This window comes from Sphingobacterium sp. LZ11T8 (assembly GCF_024261425.1).
GTDB lineage: Bacteria > Bacteroidota > Bacteroidia > Sphingobacteriales > Sphingobacteriaceae > Sphingobacterium.
This window is the reverse complement of record NZ_JANBZY010000012.1, coordinates 22,193-39,463: the sequence shown is the minus strand read 5'-3', so window position 1 is coordinate 39,463 and position 17,271 is coordinate 22,193. Positions and strand designations below refer to the sequence as shown.

The 17,271-nt window shown below is 38.5% G+C and carries 12 protein-coding genes; 1 reads left to right on the top strand and 11 read right to left on the bottom strand.

From position 1 onward, the window contains the following. Positions 1-32: 32 nt before the first annotated feature. From NLF99_RS19455 to NLF99_RS19430, 6 genes are all read right to left on the bottom strand, one after another. On the bottom strand, positions 33-1,142 hold the full coding sequence (locus NLF99_RS19455; RefSeq protein WP_254530271.1) for a FecR family protein: 1,110 nt from the start codon (positions 1,140-1,142) through the stop codon (positions 33-35). 58 nt (positions 1,143-1,200) lie between these two features. Continuing rightward, the gene (locus NLF99_RS19450) at positions 1,201-1,788 is read right to left on the bottom strand and encodes an RNA polymerase sigma factor (RefSeq protein WP_254530269.1); all 588 of its coding nucleotides are present in this window, start codon (positions 1,786-1,788) and stop codon (positions 1,201-1,203) included. Between the two features lie 326 nt (positions 1,789-2,114). Further along, positions 2,115-3,005, bottom strand: a complete 891-nt coding sequence (gene fabD / locus NLF99_RS19445; protein WP_185213234.1) for an ACP S-malonyltransferase — start codon at positions 3,003-3,005, stop codon at positions 2,115-2,117. A gap of 30 nt (positions 3,006-3,035) precedes the next feature. Then, on the bottom strand, positions 3,036-4,265 hold the full coding sequence (locus tag NLF99_RS19440; RefSeq protein WP_254530267.1) for a pitrilysin family protein: 1,230 nt from the start codon (positions 4,263-4,265) through the stop codon (positions 3,036-3,038). A 243-nt stretch (positions 4,266-4,508) separates the two neighbouring features. Continuing rightward, positions 4,509-7,349: an outer membrane beta-barrel protein gene (locus tag NLF99_RS19435; RefSeq protein WP_254530265.1), complete on the bottom strand. Its 2,841-nt coding sequence runs from the start codon at positions 7,347-7,349 to the stop codon at positions 4,509-4,511. 18 nt (positions 7,350-7,367) lie between these two features. Continuing rightward, entirely contained in the window at positions 7,368-8,099 is a 732-nt protein-coding gene (locus NLF99_RS19430) for a hypothetical protein (protein ID WP_185213237.1), read from the bottom strand. 292 nt (positions 8,100-8,391) lie between these two features. Between NLF99_RS19430 and NLF99_RS19425 the strand changes: the two genes are divergently transcribed. Next, the gene (locus NLF99_RS19425; RefSeq protein WP_254530263.1) at positions 8,392-9,000 is read left to right on the top strand and encodes a ribonuclease HII; all 609 of its coding nucleotides are present in this window, start codon (positions 8,392-8,394) and stop codon (positions 8,998-9,000) included. A 141-nt stretch (positions 9,001-9,141) separates the two neighbouring features. Here the strand turns inward: NLF99_RS19425 and NLF99_RS19420 are convergent, their stop codons facing one another. From NLF99_RS19420 to rsgA, 5 genes are all read right to left on the bottom strand, one after another. Next, entirely contained in the window at positions 9,142-11,613 is a 2,472-nt protein-coding gene (locus NLF99_RS19420; RefSeq protein ID WP_254530261.1) for a YfhO family protein, read from the bottom strand. A gap of 172 nt (positions 11,614-11,785) precedes the next feature. Beyond that, positions 11,786-12,472, bottom strand: a complete 687-nt coding sequence (locus tag NLF99_RS19415; RefSeq protein WP_185213240.1) for a TrkA family potassium uptake protein — start codon at positions 12,470-12,472, stop codon at positions 11,786-11,788. Positions 12,473-12,477: 5 nt separating this feature from the next. Continuing rightward, entirely contained in the window at positions 12,478-14,262 is a 1,785-nt protein-coding gene (locus tag NLF99_RS19410; protein ID WP_254530259.1) for a TrkH family potassium uptake protein, read from the bottom strand. 64 nt (positions 14,263-14,326) lie between these two features. After that, entirely contained in the window at positions 14,327-16,132 is a 1,806-nt protein-coding gene (locus NLF99_RS19405) for a hypothetical protein (RefSeq protein ID WP_254530256.1), read from the bottom strand. Positions 16,133-16,289: 157 nt separating this feature from the next. Beyond that, positions 16,290-17,210 carry a ribosome small subunit-dependent GTPase A gene (gene rsgA, locus NLF99_RS19400; RefSeq protein WP_254530254.1) on the bottom strand — a complete coding sequence of 307 codons (921 nt, stop codon included), beginning with the start codon at positions 17,208-17,210 and terminating at the stop codon, positions 16,290-16,292. Positions 17,211-17,271 lie beyond the last annotated feature (61 nt).

Sequence of the window (17,271 nt, the reverse complement as noted above, 5' to 3'; positions counted from 1 at the left end):
CTTACATCCCATTTATAGTGAGCGCCTTAGATTTAAGATTTTACCATAACCCTCCTTTCTTCAACATAAAACTTAATACCTGTCTTCAATTCAATTGCTGCCAGAACCTCCGATAAGATTGCATTCCTTGGAATTATTGCTGAAAGACGTTTTGATCCATGCTTACCCATGTCAACTTTGACATCATACCATCTTTCTATTTTTTTTGCAAATTCATTTAGGGGTTCATTATTCAATATATACATCCCATCCTTCCAAGAGTAAATCTCTTCGACATTGACAGAACTCACCTTAGGAAGCGAGTTTATATTAGAAACGGCTTGTTGTCCCGGCTTCAAAATAACTTTATTGTCTAGGCTAGGATTTTTCACGGCTAGACTACCCGAGATAAGCGTTGTATAGGTATTATCATTGTCCTCATAAGAATTAATGTTAAAACTTGTCCCTAATACTTCAATGATTTGCCTGTCTGCATTTACAGTAAAGGGTTTCTTTTCATCTCTAAAAACATCAAAATAGACTTCACCCTTGATGCTTACTTTTCGCTCACTTTTATCAAATACGGATGGAAAACTGATAGAAGAAAGTGCATTCAACCAAACTTTGGTACCATCAGGAAGTGTAACCTGAAATTGACCGGCAGCAGGTGTAGATATAGTGACAGATTGGGCAACATTTAATTCACTTATTTTAGTACCATCTGCATAATGAATGGAAGAATTTGATGAAACTATACCGTTATTGTCCTCGTCCAATGGAATTGAAGCCTGCCCATCTAAAGATAGATATGCCTTCTTTGATCCAGGCATAACATTTTCACCTTTAGTAACGACATATTGAGTTCGGTTTTTTTGAGGAACTATTTTATTATTCCATAGAAAGACAAAACACAAAGCAACAATTATAGATGCAGCAGCTAACAAGAGGTAAGTCCCCTTTTTATCCTTCTTTTTAGTGATTAAATTAAGTTTTCCTTGGATTTCGATTAGGTCATCAATTATTTCCGCGTCAGAGAGGTCTTTGCCATCTGTATTAATATTTAGATACCAATCCTCAACTTGAGCTTTTTCAAACTCAGTACAATTACCAGATATATATTTATCTAATAGTTCCTTTTTTATAGAATCTTTATGATTCGCCATTGAAGTTTATCCTTGATTACTTATATGACGAATGAAAGGTGTATTGGGGGGGTAATAATTATAAATATTTACAAAAGAAAATCAACATCAGGTAAAGAATGCTCCCAAACTTCATTTTCAACAATCTCAGTGCTAGTTTAATATATCCTCTAACACTGTGTTCAGAAATATTTAGCTTATTGGCTATTTCTTTATGACTTAAATATTCCTTTCTACTTAATTCAAAAACTTCCTTAACCCTAGGGGATAACCTATCCAGAACACTTTCGATTTGTTCAGCAAGTAGTTTTTCACGCAATAAATAATCAGTTTCTGAGGATATTTGTTGACTAGGCTCAGTGAGGCTTTCTAAATATTTTAACTTAGATTTTTCTTTAGAAATATAGTCAATAACTCTATTTCTAATTGCCGCATACATATAGGAAGAAACTTGGCCATTAATGGAAAGGTCAGCCCGTTTTTGCCAAATACTTATAAATAAATCATGGACTATGTCTTTTGCGACTTCTCGATCTTTCAATTTTTGATAGACATGCAAATATAATGTGCCAAAATACTTGTTGTAAAGCTCTTGAAAAGCAATATTATCTCCATCTTTCAATTTCTGAAGAAGAAATAAATCATTAATATTTTGGACATTTTGCATAAAAATCGTTCTCTAAAAAGGAACCCTCCATTCTCCAAAAAATTCTATTTAATGGTCCAATGAATATAAGACAAATGATATTACAGGAAATTAGTTCTATTTCTGAGTTATAGGTGTTAATTCAACATGAATTTACCTAAAAAAATCACTATTCCTACTAAAATCCATTCAAATAATATCGACAAACTCATCACAATGGCAATTTCATTCATTAGCATTGCACCTATTTACAAAGGAAAATGTCCATAGAAATTAGTATTAACAAAATAAGCCCTGCAAATTGCAGGGCTTATATCTTCCTATTTAATAATAATTAATTTTTTATTTTACTCAGCGATAGATGCTGAAGAAGTTGGGATCTGACGATTAACTTTCTTAACCAACCCCTGAAGCACCGTACCTGGTCCAACCTCTACAAAACTTTCAGCACCATCTGCTAACATGGTCTCTACAGATTGTGTCCAACGTACTGCACCAGTCAATTGAGCAATCAGGTTATCTTTAATTGCTGTAGGATCTTGGTAAGGCAATGCATCGTAGTTTTGATAAATAGGACAAACCGGAACTTGGATTTCAACATCCAAGATAGCAGCTTCCAATTCCTGTTTTGCTGCTTCCATCAATGGCGAGTGGAATGCACCACCTACGTTTAACTTTAAAGCACGTTTAGCACCTGCTTCCAATAGTTTTTCGCAAGCCTTGTCAACACCAGAAACAGATCCTGAAATAACCAATTGTCCTGGACAGTTATAATTTGCTGCAACGACGATATCATCAACTTGTTCACAAACCTCTTCTACAATTACATCGTCCAAACCTAAGATAGCAGCCATGGTTCCCGGTTCCAATTCTGTTGCTTTTTGCATTGCATTAGCACGCTTAGAAACCAATTTCAATCCATCTTCAAAAGATAGTGCTCCTGCAGAAACCAATGCAGAGAATTCACCTAAGGAGTGTCCTGCAACCATTGCTGGCTGAAAGCTATCGCCCAAGGCCTTAGCTAAAATCACAGAATGCAAAAAGATAGCTGGTTGGGTTACTTTAGTTTGTTTCAGATCCTCTTCAGTTCCATTGAACATGATGTCGGTGATACGGAAGCCTAAAATTTCATTGGCTTTTTCGAATAAAGCCTTTGAATCTTCGTTTGAGTCGTATAAGTCCTTACCCATGCCCACAAATTGTGCGCCTTGGCCAGGAAAAATATATGCTGTTTTCATATGCATTAGTTTAATTCAACAAAAATATACTTAATCTTCAGGTAGAAAAGAAAGAGATGAAAGATTTTCTTTACTGAAAACCTCATTTGCTATATCTAAAATCTCTTTGGAGCTTACCAAATCAATTTTTTCAAATACTTCAGGTAGGCCAACAACACGATCATAATCTAAGATGTTTTTTGCTTCTGCGATCAATAGGCTCATCCTATTTTCTTCTGCGAGTGCAATCTGCCCCTTAAATTTATTCTTCGCCTTTTCTAGTGCCTGTGCACTCAATGCCTGTTCCTTTAATTTAGTCAATTCCTTATAAATCAACTTTAAGGTCTTGTCTACTTTTTCAGCATCCGTACCGAAATAGATACTGAACAAGCCAGTGTCTGAATAAAGACTGTAGTTGGATTCAATGGTATAAGCAATCCCGTATTTTTCACGGATATTGAGGTTCAGGATATTGGACATCCCATAGCCCCCTAATAGATTGTTCAATAGCAAGAGGCCAGTTTTTCTGTCATCATGGATTCCAAAAGCTGGTCCACCTAATACTACATGGGCTTGATTGATGGGTCTTTCTTTTTCGATCAAAGCAACTTCGGGCTTTCGCATATCTTCAGCTGCATGAATCCATTGGTGATTATTTGGATTGCCAAAGCATTTATTGGCTATCTTGAGCACCTTTTTATCCGAGTAATTACCTGAAATGGCAATTACAATCTTGGAAGTGTCATAATGTTGGTCAATGAATCGCTTGATATCGTCTTGTTGAATAGCCTTTAAGTCCTCTTCAAGTCCGAGGATATTGTGGCCTAGTCCAGTGTCCTTGAAGACTTGATCTTCAAAATCATCCATAATGGACTCCTCAGGACTATCGAGATAGGATGCCATCTCATCCAAGATGACTTCTTTCTCCTTATCCATCTCCTCCTCCGGAAATACGGAGTGAAATAGGATGTCTTCGAATAGGTCCAATGCCCTCTCGAGATAAGGATTTAAAAAAGAGGCATGTATACAAGTATATTCCTTGGTCGTATATGCGTTTAAGTCGCCCCCAACAGACTCCAATCGGTTTAAGATCTGATTGGTGCTCCTACGTTCCGTACGCTTGAATAACAGGTGTTCAATAAAATGAGCCGTTCCAAACTTACCAAACTCCTCATGCCTAGATCCGACATCCACAATCAAACAAATATGCGTTATGGAAGAGGAATGAGGCTGAAACAAAACTCGCAACCCGTTGTCAAGTTGGAATATCTTATGATCCATATAGAAAAATTGAATGACAAAGGTATGGAATAGTATTGAGATGTGAGATGTGAGATATGAGAGGACGATAAAGCGGCAAAGCAGAATGAAAAATCATTATATATTAATAATCAAGGAAGTTTAAATTCCTTATTCAAAAAAAGGTCAGGGAAAATCCCTGACCTTATATGTTAGAAATAATCTTCAGACATGATTTTGAGTCCTTTTCTCAATTCTTATATCTCAATACTCAAATCTATTTTACTACATCCTAGGTCTTCTCATTCCTGGAGGCATGCCGTCGTTGTCGGTTGGTGCTACTCCGGAGAATTTTTGAAGCTTGAATGTGAATGTAAGCATGAAGTAACGACCTAGGCGGTTTGTTTGCCTGTCGATGGTCATGTTTTCTTGAACGGTCCTTGAAAGGTTGGTTTGCTCATTCAGTAAGTCGAATGCTTGGAAACGGATGGTTCCGCGTTGGCCCTTCAAAAGTCTTTGTTCGATGTAAGAATTGATGATAAATGGATTGGCATTTGTCAATGGTCCATATCCACTATTGAATGACTTGGAAAGGTCAGCACCAAATATGGTAGTAGGCGTGATGTTCACCGATCCTATCAAGGTAGGTGTCCAAGAAGAAACGTTATTGTTAAAATCACCAAGTGAGTTTCTCGTGTAGTTATACGAGTATCTTACTCCTGGGTTCAATTCAAAGTTTTCAGATGGATTGTATCTGAACATCAATCCTTGCATAAATACCCAGTTGTTGGAAATATTCTTCATCCCTTCGGTCGCACTCAATTCCCTAGCGGTATAGGAAATGTTCTTGTTATAGCTCACCCCTCCCATCAACATCAAGTTGTAGGTTTTTTCCTTCAGCGATTTTCCGAAGTGGTAAAATGAGTTTAGGTTATATACCGGATCTTCTTCATTCAGGTACCTAGTTTCGGAAATCAAACCACCTGTAGGATTGTTTTCGCGTTTTACGAAAGATACGATCTTATCTGAAGTCAAGTTACCATTAACCATCGCAAAGAAAGTGTTCCCTTTTTGGAAATCGCCTCCACGGAACCTCAACATCATCCTATGTCTGAATTCAGGATTCAGGTTCGGGTTACCATAAACGATGTTGGTAGAAGAGTTTCCGACCGCATAAGGAAGAATCTGATTGATATTAGGTTCTGTCGAAGACCCATTATAATTGATGCTCAGGTTCTTTTGTCTAGAGAACTTATATTCAAATCTTGCAATAGGCATCCAGTTCAGGTTTGAACGATCGATAATTGCATTATCTGCATCGCTGGAGGCCGTACCTTTTAATAGTGACGGCAGAACCGCAGCACCAATGGAGTATTTTACCTTATCGTTTTCAAAAGCATAATTTGCTCCAATTCTATGTGTGGTAAAAGAATAATCTTGATCGTAGTGATAATTAAGGATACGATCATCTAAATTAGGTAATGCATCACCTTCTTCATCAAAGGCATCCTGATTCTGTTTATTGTTATAATTGTTTTTATTGAAATCGTACTGGATTTCAATCTTTCCATGTTGGGATACTGGTTCTAGATATGATACACTAGCCCCTGCATTCCAACTTTTGTTGTTGACTTCACGGATAGTTTGTTCATAGATTTCAGCCATGCTGGTATTGGCGTTGTTAGGATCTTGTATTAAGCGATCCAATACGCCTTGGTAATCCTGGGTAGTAGCGGCATTGTCATAATTGAAGTTCATGAAGAAATTCCTTCCCCTATCATTTAATTTTCTATTATAAAGACCACTGATACCAAACCTAGGTGCATCCAAGCTTCCACTTTCTACCCTATTATCCCGGGTTTCCGTATTTTCTTGGAAATCAAACCAGTTACTAACAGAATTTGAGTTTGAAGTAGTTCCAGAAAACCCTACCTGAGGTGTTAATTTTATATAATCCTTGTCTGAGATATTCCATTCTAAATTAGCTTCAAAGCGATGGCTTGAAACAATATTATTTGCAGTGGAGTCAGAACTTTGCTCCAGGTTACCACCATCAGCACCCATGATATAGTTTGTCAAACTATTCGTCAATGTTGTATTATCATCCCGACCAAAAGAGTAGCTACCATATACTTTAAGCGTTTCAGAGAAGTCATGACGGATATTGACCCCGATGGATCCAACATCAGTTAGACCCGATGCGCCGCCAAACATTCCACCGCCACCGCCCGGTCGGCCACCACCACCTTGACGCATCCTTGCACCACCGCCAATGGTACGGAAGTCAAACAGGGACGCATTCACGTTGTTTAGGTTACCCAAGATTGAGACTTGAGTTTTATCGGTCATCCCCATCCACATACCTGTTGCTTGGTATCGATCTTCAGAACCGTACCCGGCACGAAGGGTTGTCATAAAGCCTTTATTATATTTAGGGTCAATTTGGATATTGATGATCTTTTCCGATTCACCAGATTTATTTCCGGTCACATTGGCCATGTCACCATAGTCATCTACAACCTGAATTTTTTCGATAATATTGGCCGGAAGGTTTTGGGTAGCGGTTTTGACGTCTCCACCGAAAAAGTCTTTCCCGTTGATCCTGACTTTGGTTACAGTTTCACCTTGGGCCGTTACGTTTCCGTCTTTGTCGACTTCAACCCCCTGTAATTTCTTAAGGGCGTCTTCAGCAACTGATCCTTCGCGGAGTTTGAGGTCTTTGGTAGAGTATTCTACGGTATCCCCCTTTACCTGAACAGTCAGTACGCCTTGGATCACCACCTCTTCGATCTGGTTTTCATTGACGGCCAATTCAAAGCTAGGGATTTGGATTTCCTTTTGCCCTTCAGGAAAGTCCACTTCCTTTTCAAAAGGTGAGAAGCCTAGGCTGCTTACCCTGATCTTAAATTTGGTGGCTTTAACATTTTCAAAGGTATAGAAACCAGCATTGGTAGAGCTAGTTGCTATGGTGTCAGATGCCGTTATCAACCGCACTGACGCTCCTGATATGGGTCTTGATTCGGTATCCCGAAGCATCCCAGATACGACACGGCCAGATTGACCGTATACGGTAATTCCCATTGCCATGAAGCATAAGCATATCAAGGCTTTCAATAATCTATCCATATATCAATTAAACTAATTCTAGTTCAGCGTCCCTAAGATCCAAGCATCTATCTTGGTCTTATACGGACTTTTAACCGTTGGGCTGTATCGACCGTACATCGATCCCCTGGGGTCAGGTCTGCTTTTGATAGTTTTCTGTAATATGGTAAATCTATTGTTAATCATGATTTGGATAGCAACTGGATCTTTAAGATCCTTGATACCAATTGATTGAATCGGAATTTTTGATTCATAAACCAAAACATCATTGTCCATCAATTTTGCTAGTGCCAGCACGCCATACGTGTTTTCGAATGACAGCCTACCATCTACAATCCGAGCAAAACCCTTCACGCCATACCCCCTGCTTCGCTTGATCAACTCTTCGCGAACATTCATATTCGGGAGGTTTTCATCGTTTACCATTGCTCTGACTGACTCGCTGTCTGGAATCGGAAAGATTAAAATGGCCCCATCTTTCTTTTTTCCTTCAGGGTTGATATTCACGATGATACCATTTCGAGCTGCTTCCTGTTGCAAGGCAAGGTTCTTGATTTGAACTGCGGTGTACAGATAGTTAGCGTCGTTTGTAACAGCAAAGCTCCAGCTGGAATCTTGACCTATTACAGATAGCTGATTTTCCCATTCCTTGAGGTCTCCGTCGACCTGGACTTGGAAAGTGGGTAAAATAGCATATCGGTCTTTTTTCTTCTGCGCCAACAAGTTTGAACTAGCAAAGATTAGAATGGCAATAATGATATTCCTTTTCATACAATTCAAGTAATCTTGTATTTACCAGCAGTATAAGAAAAAAATTTATATTCCCGAATACATAGCAAAGAAAAACACAAGAAGTGTAAATTAGTGTAAAACGAGGTTAATCACGGAGTTGTTACATTTCTTTGGGGTAGTATTTAGTATAAAGTATTTAGTATTTAGACTCTGGCTTCGGCCAGATTTTCAATGATTTTGACAAGTGTTTCTTATCTAATAAATAAGTGATCTATTGTAGACGGACCTATCTAAATACTAAATACTAACTACTAAATACTACCTTTACAGCATGAATTCAATTACTTTACTTTCAACTTTTCAGCGGGACTTTATTGAAGCGGGATGTGATGAGGCTGGCCGAGGTTGTTTGGCAGGGCCTGTATTTGCAGCGGCTGTGGTATTTCCGGCGGATTATTGTAATCCCGTATTGAATGATTCCAAGAAGCTCTCGGAGAAGAAACGCATGGAATTAAGGCCAATTATTGAGCAGGAAGCCTTGGCTTATGCCGTTGCGAGTGTTTCGGCTGAAGAGATTGATAAGATCAATATCCATAAAGCCTCTTATTTGGCGATGCACAAGGCTTTAGATATGCTTGCTGTGAAACCAGGTTTCCTGATCATTGATGGCAATAAATTTATTCCTTATCCCAATGTGCCTCATTCCTGTATAATAAAGGGTGATGGCAAGTACCTCTCCATTGCGGCAGCTTCGATCTTGGCAAAGACCTATCGCGATGAGTACATGGAAAACATTGCTGTTGATTATCCAGATTATGATTGGATGCAGAATAAAGGCTACCCGACCATAAAACATAGGCAAGCGGTCTTAAAGTTGGGGTTGACCCCTCACCATAGAAAAACCTTTAGGGTCACTGATCCGCAGTTGACCTTGTTTTAGGGGATATATTTTCCCTTTGCTATGGGAACACCAAGACTCCGCAGAGTAAGACTTAACACGCTGGCTGAGCATTCTAAGATAAAAGCAAAAAAAGGAGATTCTCTAATAAAGAATCTCCTTTTTTTATACGCTTAAGCCGTTTTATTTGGCTTTTTCTTTTCTATGTTTGATAGATAACCAAATTGCGAATCCTAGACCTAAAACAAGGGTAATGGATGCAATCAGTGAAATGATATTGCTGATTCGCATAGAATTTGGTGAAAAAACAAATTCTACTTTGTGGTTACCGCCTGGTAGGGATAAACCTCTCAATAGGTAATCAGTTCTGATGATAGGCACTTCTTCGCCATCAACGTAAGCTTTCCAGCCTTTGTCATAATAGATCTCAGAGAATACTGCAAAGACATTGTTCCCTGCCGAATATTCATATTTCAAGGTATCAGGATGGTAAGATGTCAATTTAATTTCAGCGTTATTTGGCTGACCAATGGATTTGTCCCCTAATTGGCCTTTCAATCCTTCGTTTACAATGGCCTCTTTTTTCGGATCAAAGGTACCCAAGGCATCCATCTCAGCTTGGTTGCTGTTGACAAATTTAACATTGTTCACAAACCAGGCATTTCCTAATGCAGAGCTTCTGCGTTGGATCCTATCTGAATTGTTGCTTTGATCTTTTGTGATGACATATCGTACATTCAACATGTCCAACACATCTTCATTAAAGTTGCCATTGAATTGATGTTCCAATAATTCTTGGAAGCGCATCAATTTGGCAGCATGGTATCCACCGATGCTCTTGTGGAAGTAAGAAGCACTGGCATCATTGAACGGACTTGTCGTCAGATCAAATACTCTATAAGAAAGGTCTTTGTCCAAATGTATCAATTGATCAACTTCTCTTTCAGGGATCGGTTTTTCATAGATACTCTTGTCTACAAAAGATTCTGTGTTTAAATACCTTTTATCTACTGACCAAAGATCTACTAGGGTAATAACGGCTACCGCAGCAATCAAGATTCCCGCATTAAGTTTTTTCTTAACGAAAAACCATACAAAGGCGAATGTCAACACCACAATAAAGAAAGAACGCCAAGCATCATTTGAAGCCATATCAGCACGGTCCTTCAACAATGAATTGGCCAATTCACTAGCTAAACTTGGGTCTTGAATATATTGTTGCAATGAGGCAACATAATCCTGATGGTTTGAAATACGTAGAGAAAGCAAACTAGGCATAACTGCAATAAGCAGACACAGCAAAGCAACGGCTCCACCAGAATATAATACTTTTTTATCTAGATCTTTGATTTCATTTCCACGAGTAATAATCTCGTTCAATCCCATGATTGCAAGAAGTGGGATCAATACCGAAGGGATAACCAAAATTGATTCTACAGCCCGGAATTTGTTGTACATTGGGAAGTAGTCAAAGAATAGATCGGATATAAATGGCAAGTGACGACCAAACGAAAGCAAAATAGTCAGCAAGGTTGCTGCTAAAATCCACCATTTTAATCGGTCTTTTACCACGAATAGCGCTAGGACAAATAAGAAAATTATGCCTGCACCAAAATACCAAGGTCCAGAGGTAAATTGTTTTTCACCCCAATAAGTAGGGAAAAGTCTATTTGCATACTGCAGAGCTTCTTCTTTGGATGCACCAATTTTCTGTAAGGTTTTAATGGTATTGGATTCTGGGGTTAATGTTCCTCCAGAACGGCCACCATAGGCATTTGGTATCAAAAAGGTAATATTTTCACCAATACCTTGGCTCCACGCATAGGCATATTCCTTATCTAGACCTGCGGCAGATTTACCAGAATCATCTGTTTTGCTGATGTTCGCTTTTCCGCGGATGGTTTCCTTGCTATATTCATAAGTTGGGAACAACACCGATGCATTGACCAAAACTGCGACAACAACCCCGATCAGCTGCAAACCTGTAGCTTTTAAGAAATTGTTCAATTTTTTGTCACGGATAGCGTAATATAACTCAAACCCAACCAATACCAATAAGGCAAGGAAAAGGTAATAGGTCATCTGGATGTGGTTTGCCCTGAGTTCAAGTGCCAAGAATAGGGCCAGTAGACTAGGTCCCCAAAACTTGCTGCCGCGATAGCAGAGGATAACCGAACCGATAATAGGCGCGAAATAAGCGATAGCATAGGCCTTATTGATGTGCCCAGCTTCGACATATATCATATTATAGGATGAAAACGCGAGTGCGACGGCACCAATGGCCGCGACCCAAGGCTTCATTCGCAATACAGCGAAGAGGAAATATCCACCTAGGAGGAACATGAGCAAGACATCCGCTGGCGGAGGAAATATAGCTCGAATAGCAGGTCCGATGTGGGTGGTGATATTATTGGCATGATCATACCAAATTTGGTAGGTTGGCATCCCTCCGAACATTGAATTAGTCCATAATGGAGTCGTACCGTCTTTTTCTCTATAATCAAAAATTTCTTTCTGACTACCACGAGCTTGCATCACGTCACTTTGTAGTAAGGTTTTGCCTTGCCATACTGGCGTAAAATAAAACACCACTAGAAGCAAGAAGATGCCTATAATGATTAAGTGATTCTGATTTTCCTTAAACCAAGTTTTCATCTAGTAATTAATAGGATTATTAATGATATAGCTCCAAAAATATAGAATAGAGTTGAGATTTGAGATAAGAGATATCAGAAAGTTGAAATAAAACAAAAGAAGCCTATAGGATTATTTGGCTTCTTCGATTGATTAATTTTGTCTGGAGCAAGGATTTAGTTAAAAGTTTATTTTAACCTTTCTGAATCAAATCTTTAATATTTGCCAGTTCACCAAATAGGACCAGAAGGTCGTTTTCCATTAATACGGTATCGGATTTTGCAATCCCTGAAGCCTCTTTGTTCACCCGAGTGGAACCATCCTTAGTGGTTTCATTTTCTACATGAACAGTCGTCAGGACAATAACCTTGTATTTATTGGTCAGATCGGCATCTTTTAAGGTCATTCCCACGTATTTGCTAGGAACTTTTGTTTCGATAATACTGTATTTTTCAGATATCTTAAAGGAGTCAACAATATCAATATTATCCAAACGCATCGCTAAACGCTCTGCGGCCTCTTCTTCCGGCATAATATATTCATCAATGTTCATGGCTTCCAGTACAGTCTTTTGTAAATCTGAAACTACCCGACCAATAATCCGTTTTACTTTCAGTTGTTTTAGAAGAGCCACTGTCATCAAACTTGCACCTTCTTCCTCACCGATCGCTACAATAACGGCATTACTTTCCCTTAAGGGCAATGAACTGACCGCATCACGGTCGGTACTGTCCAGACATACGGTATGGGTAATGCGGTCTTTGGTCTGTTCAACAATGCTCATGTTTTTATCAGCCGCGATTACTTCATGTCCTAGCTCGGTAAGGTGGATTGCCAAAGATCTCCCAAAATGCCCTAATCCTAATACTATATACTTCATATCTCTTAAAACAATACTTTTTCAGTTGGATAAATATAACTTTTGTTCTTTGTGTTTTTAATAAATGCAACCAATAAGGTTAGCATTCCTACCCTTCCTACAAACATGGTAAACATTAAAATAATCTTACTCGTCGCCGTTAAGGAAGAGGTTATTCCAAGGGATAAACCACAGGTTGTATATGCAGAAACGGATTCAAACAACAAAGGAATCATCTGTTGATTTGGATCTGAAAAATTCAATAAGATAAAGCTTAAGGTAATGGTCAGAACGGATAGCAGAATAATGGCAAAGGCTTTATTCACTGATTCAGATGCAATTTTGCGTTTATTGATTTCGATGGATTCTTTCCCTTTGGCAAGCGCCACAATATTCATCAAGGCGATGGCAATGGTCGTTACTTTTACTCCACCCCCTGTTGATCCTGGTGAAACTCCAATCCACATCAAGGTCACAAACATGATCAATGTGGGAATATTGATAAAGTTTAAGTCCACACTATTAAATCCAGCTGAGCGGGTAGAGTTCGCCATGAAAATGGAAGTTACCCATTTTCCAAAAGAGGATTTATCCGCCATCAGACTATGATTTTGTTCCAGAATAAAGAAAGAAAGTGTAGCCAAAAGAATAACTGTGACATTACAGACTACAATAAACCTGGAATTGAATGAAAAAACCTGCGGTTTATATCGATAACTTTTCTTCTGTATCAATCTACGGACCATAGATTTCACTTTTTCCTGAACCCAAGTATATAGGTTAAATATGGTTCCAAAACCGAAACCTCCTAAAATAAACATGGATGCTACCGCCAATTGAAAATTATAGTTGAACCGGTATTCATCGCTGGTTACCCCATCTTTAATAATGGTAAAACCTGCATTACAGAATCCTGAAATGGCATGAAAGCAAGAAAAGAAAATCATCTCTCCAACCGAGTCAAAATATTTAGCTTCTAATGAGGCAAAAATCATAATGGCACCGATCAGTTCGAAAAGAAGAGTGATAAAGATGATGGTCAGTAGAGTGGAGATTACAGAATTCAGTTTGTTTTCGCCTAAGATCTCTCCGAACATCAATTGATTTTTGAAGGAAAAACCTCCTGAAAAGAAATACCCAAAGAATCCCGTAAAGGTCATGATCCCTAATCCACCTACTTGGATCAAGGCCATAATGACGGATTGCCCAAAAAGAGAAAAATTGGTCGAAATATCCGTTGTGGAAAGCCCTGTGATACAGACGGCGCTTGTGGCCATAAAAAAAGCGTCGACAAAACTTAATGGCGCTTCCAGTGTCGTACGAGGCAGCATCAACAGAAACGCACCTAGAATAATCAATCCCAAGAAACTGATGACAAATAATATGGTCGGATTGAAGTAGAAATTATCAAAGAAAAGGCTGTTTTTCGAAAGTTCTGAGAGGAATATAATGGCAATCCCAAGATATAACCATTCGTCTTTTGCAAAAGTAGATAAGAAACCACCTGTAATCCTCGAAATCGTTATTAACAGGAAATAGGCACTGACCAATACCCCTGTATAGTGCGACACATTAATTCGCCGTGCTACGAGTATTGATGAGGCAGTTCGAATGATCTCAAAAAGAAAAAGACCATAATATAGAGCTACAACTGCATCCTCGGTAATTACTGCAACCTCCGGATCCGTAATGTAACCTACATGCACAACCATGGTTACAGCACTGATCAAACTGACATAAAAAACAATCTGATCTACGGTTTTCTTTTTATAACGAAATATATATTTTAGGAAGCTAAATATCGAATCCATCAAGTTACAAACATAGCAATATCTTCATTAATGAACGGCTCATAAAAAAAGCTTTCACGTGAAACTAATTTTTCTTTTCTTCTTTTTCTTTATCTTTCTTTTTAAACAATCCTTTGATGAAATTGCCTGTTCGCTTGACTACACCCTTGGTTTCATCAACGACATCTTTACCTTTTTCAGCGGCTCCCATCAGTTTTGCCTCTCGCTCTTTGCTGATTCCCGCACATTGTTTGATCCCATCCAGAAGACTCTGCCATAACGTTTTGAAAAAAGTATGTTCTGGAACACGCTTATAATTTACCTTGCCAATATGGTATTTTTCATTGGCATCAGGATTACTGTCATTGATCAGGATGTTGTTGACCACAAAAGATAATACCCCTTTCTTGGTTTTACTCATGCCTGGGTCGATTGCGTTCATCAGGTTTAGTTTTAGATGGTCATAATCAAATCTAAAATCTCCCCAATTTCTATAGTCGTTGGCCTGATAATTAAAACTGATGCTTCTAATATTTCCTGAGGCTATTTCAGCATTTAGCAGAGGAGTCAAGATTTTATTGAAAGCTGGAGCTTGCATTCTACCTAAAGAACCTTTATAGGTATGATAGCCATCTTTACTCAGCATGTCAAAGCCAAACTGGATTTTTAACAGACCGGCGTTCATGATCCTTGCCTGCAGATCCGCCCGCATAAATTTATTTTTCGCCAACAACGTACTGTCATTGGTGACATTTGTCAATGTTCCTTTGGCATGATTAAAGGTAATTACACCTTCTTTATTGTATTTCGCAGAATGTTCACCATAAAGTACGTCTACATTATCTACAAATACGGTATCAATCCTAATGAGCTGCTTAACTTTCATTAATTGCTGCTGAGGTGATTTCCCTATCTTGGAGATACTCTTTTTAGGATACCTCTTATCATTATATAAGGAAACGGATCCGTTTTTAATCTGTACATGTTGCGCAATGGTCTGCTGGTTGTCAATCAGTTCCTTGAAGTCTAATTTTTCGAAACGAAGGGTGTCAAACTTCATGACCGCCATGGTTATGTTTTCATTTCTGGTCTTAAAATATGCTGCCTTGCTCATTTTTGGAGCATACTCAACTTTGGTCAACAATACATTTTGATCCTGAGTATTCATGATCAAATGATCAAATTTGGCCTTGTATATGCCGTTGGAGAGTTCATATTCAAACTTGGGCACTTCAACCTCGACCATCTTGGTGTAAAAAAGGCGGGTCGTATCATGTATAGAAGCCTGATCTACCAAAATATCATGCACCTTGATGCCTATGCTATCCAAGACGATATCGCTGGATTTGCCTTCTTCAATTTTCGAGAACTTAAATCTTACATTATCAATGTTTATATCCCGAACATTTATTGAACTAAAAACATCTTTGATATTATCATATAGCGTTTTGGGCTGTTTAGGCTGAATGGTGTCATTATAGGCATGACGTTCGGAAATCATATGTATATCAGGGGAATCAAAATTGATTTCCTTGATATACAGCTTCCTGTTCTTGATTACATCCCAGATATTGAATCTGCGGACCTTTAAGGCTGAAAGTTTGATATGATAGCGGCTATTAGGCGCCTCTTTAGTGAGTACCATTTTCCGATAGATAGCAGAATCAGGAATCAATTCTGCATTTTTTAAGGTGACATTTCCGAGAGCCACATTGAGGTCCAAATCATCATATTTCAATGAATAAAGACCATTTGTAGCTTTAGAAACTGTTTCCTTGAGTTTTTCTTCTACAATAGGTTTCCAATTTCGGCTATAATACCAGCCAATTCCCAAAATAGCCAAAATTAAGACGGCTATAATCCCAATAATCCATTTCCAAATAGGTTTCATAAAATTCAAAAAAACGGTTTATCCCCAGCTTGTGTTATTTCCTAACAACAATATAGCCAATATGTTTATTTACTGGAGAAAATATTTAAATAGAATTAAATCAACTAACTGAAAAAGAACAAAATAACTACAAATCTTCAGGAAAATTTTGAAGGAATTAATTCCTGTTGTTTTCGTTATTGTAGATACTCAGATAGCTATCGTAGCGTGAGGGTTCAATTTCACCATTTTCCAATGCGTCCAAAACAGCACATCCCGGCTCATTGATATGTCTACAATTATGGAATTTACATTGATTAAGGAGGTTTCGCATTTCAGGGAAATAATGTGAAAGTTCTTGGGGCTCGATATCCACGATTCCCAATTCTCGAATCCCCGGAGTATCGATAAGCTTCCCACCGAACGGAAGATCGATCATCTCTGCGAAGGTAGTTGTATGCTTTCCTTTATCAGACCAGTCGGAAATATTACCGGTTTTAAGATCGGCTCCTGGAATAATGGCATTGATCAAAGTAGATTTTCCAACGCCTGAGTGACCAGAAATGAGGGTAATCTTGTCTTTTAAAACTTCATTCAGTTCTTCTATATTTTCCTTTTCCAATGCGGATACGGTATAACATGGGTAACCCAAGTTTTCATAAATGGCCATGTATTCTGCCAAGATCTCAAGGCCCTCTTCAGAAAAAAGGTCCAATTTGTTGAATACAAGTGCCGCTGGAATCCCATAAGCTTCGGCTGTTACCAGAAATCTATCGATAAAGCCAGTAGATGTAGGTGGCGAGGCCAAAGTAACCACCAAGAGTGCTAGATCTAGATTTGCACCAATAATTTGAGTTTGTTTGGAAAGGTTTACTGATCTACGAATGATATAGTTTTTCCTCGGTTCAAGTTTAGTGATAACTGCGCTTTGTTGGCCATGCTCAATTTCAAACTCCACCCTATCCCCCACAGCAATGGGGTTAGTTGTTTTAATACCTTGGGTTCTGAATATTCCTTTTATCCGACATTCATATCTTTTTCCATCATCATCCAAAACTTGGTACCAACTACCGGTAGATTTTGTTACAAGTCCGCGCATATCAATTTTCCATGTTATTTAAAAATACAAGCAATTCCCGCAAAAATGGAAAAAAATAATT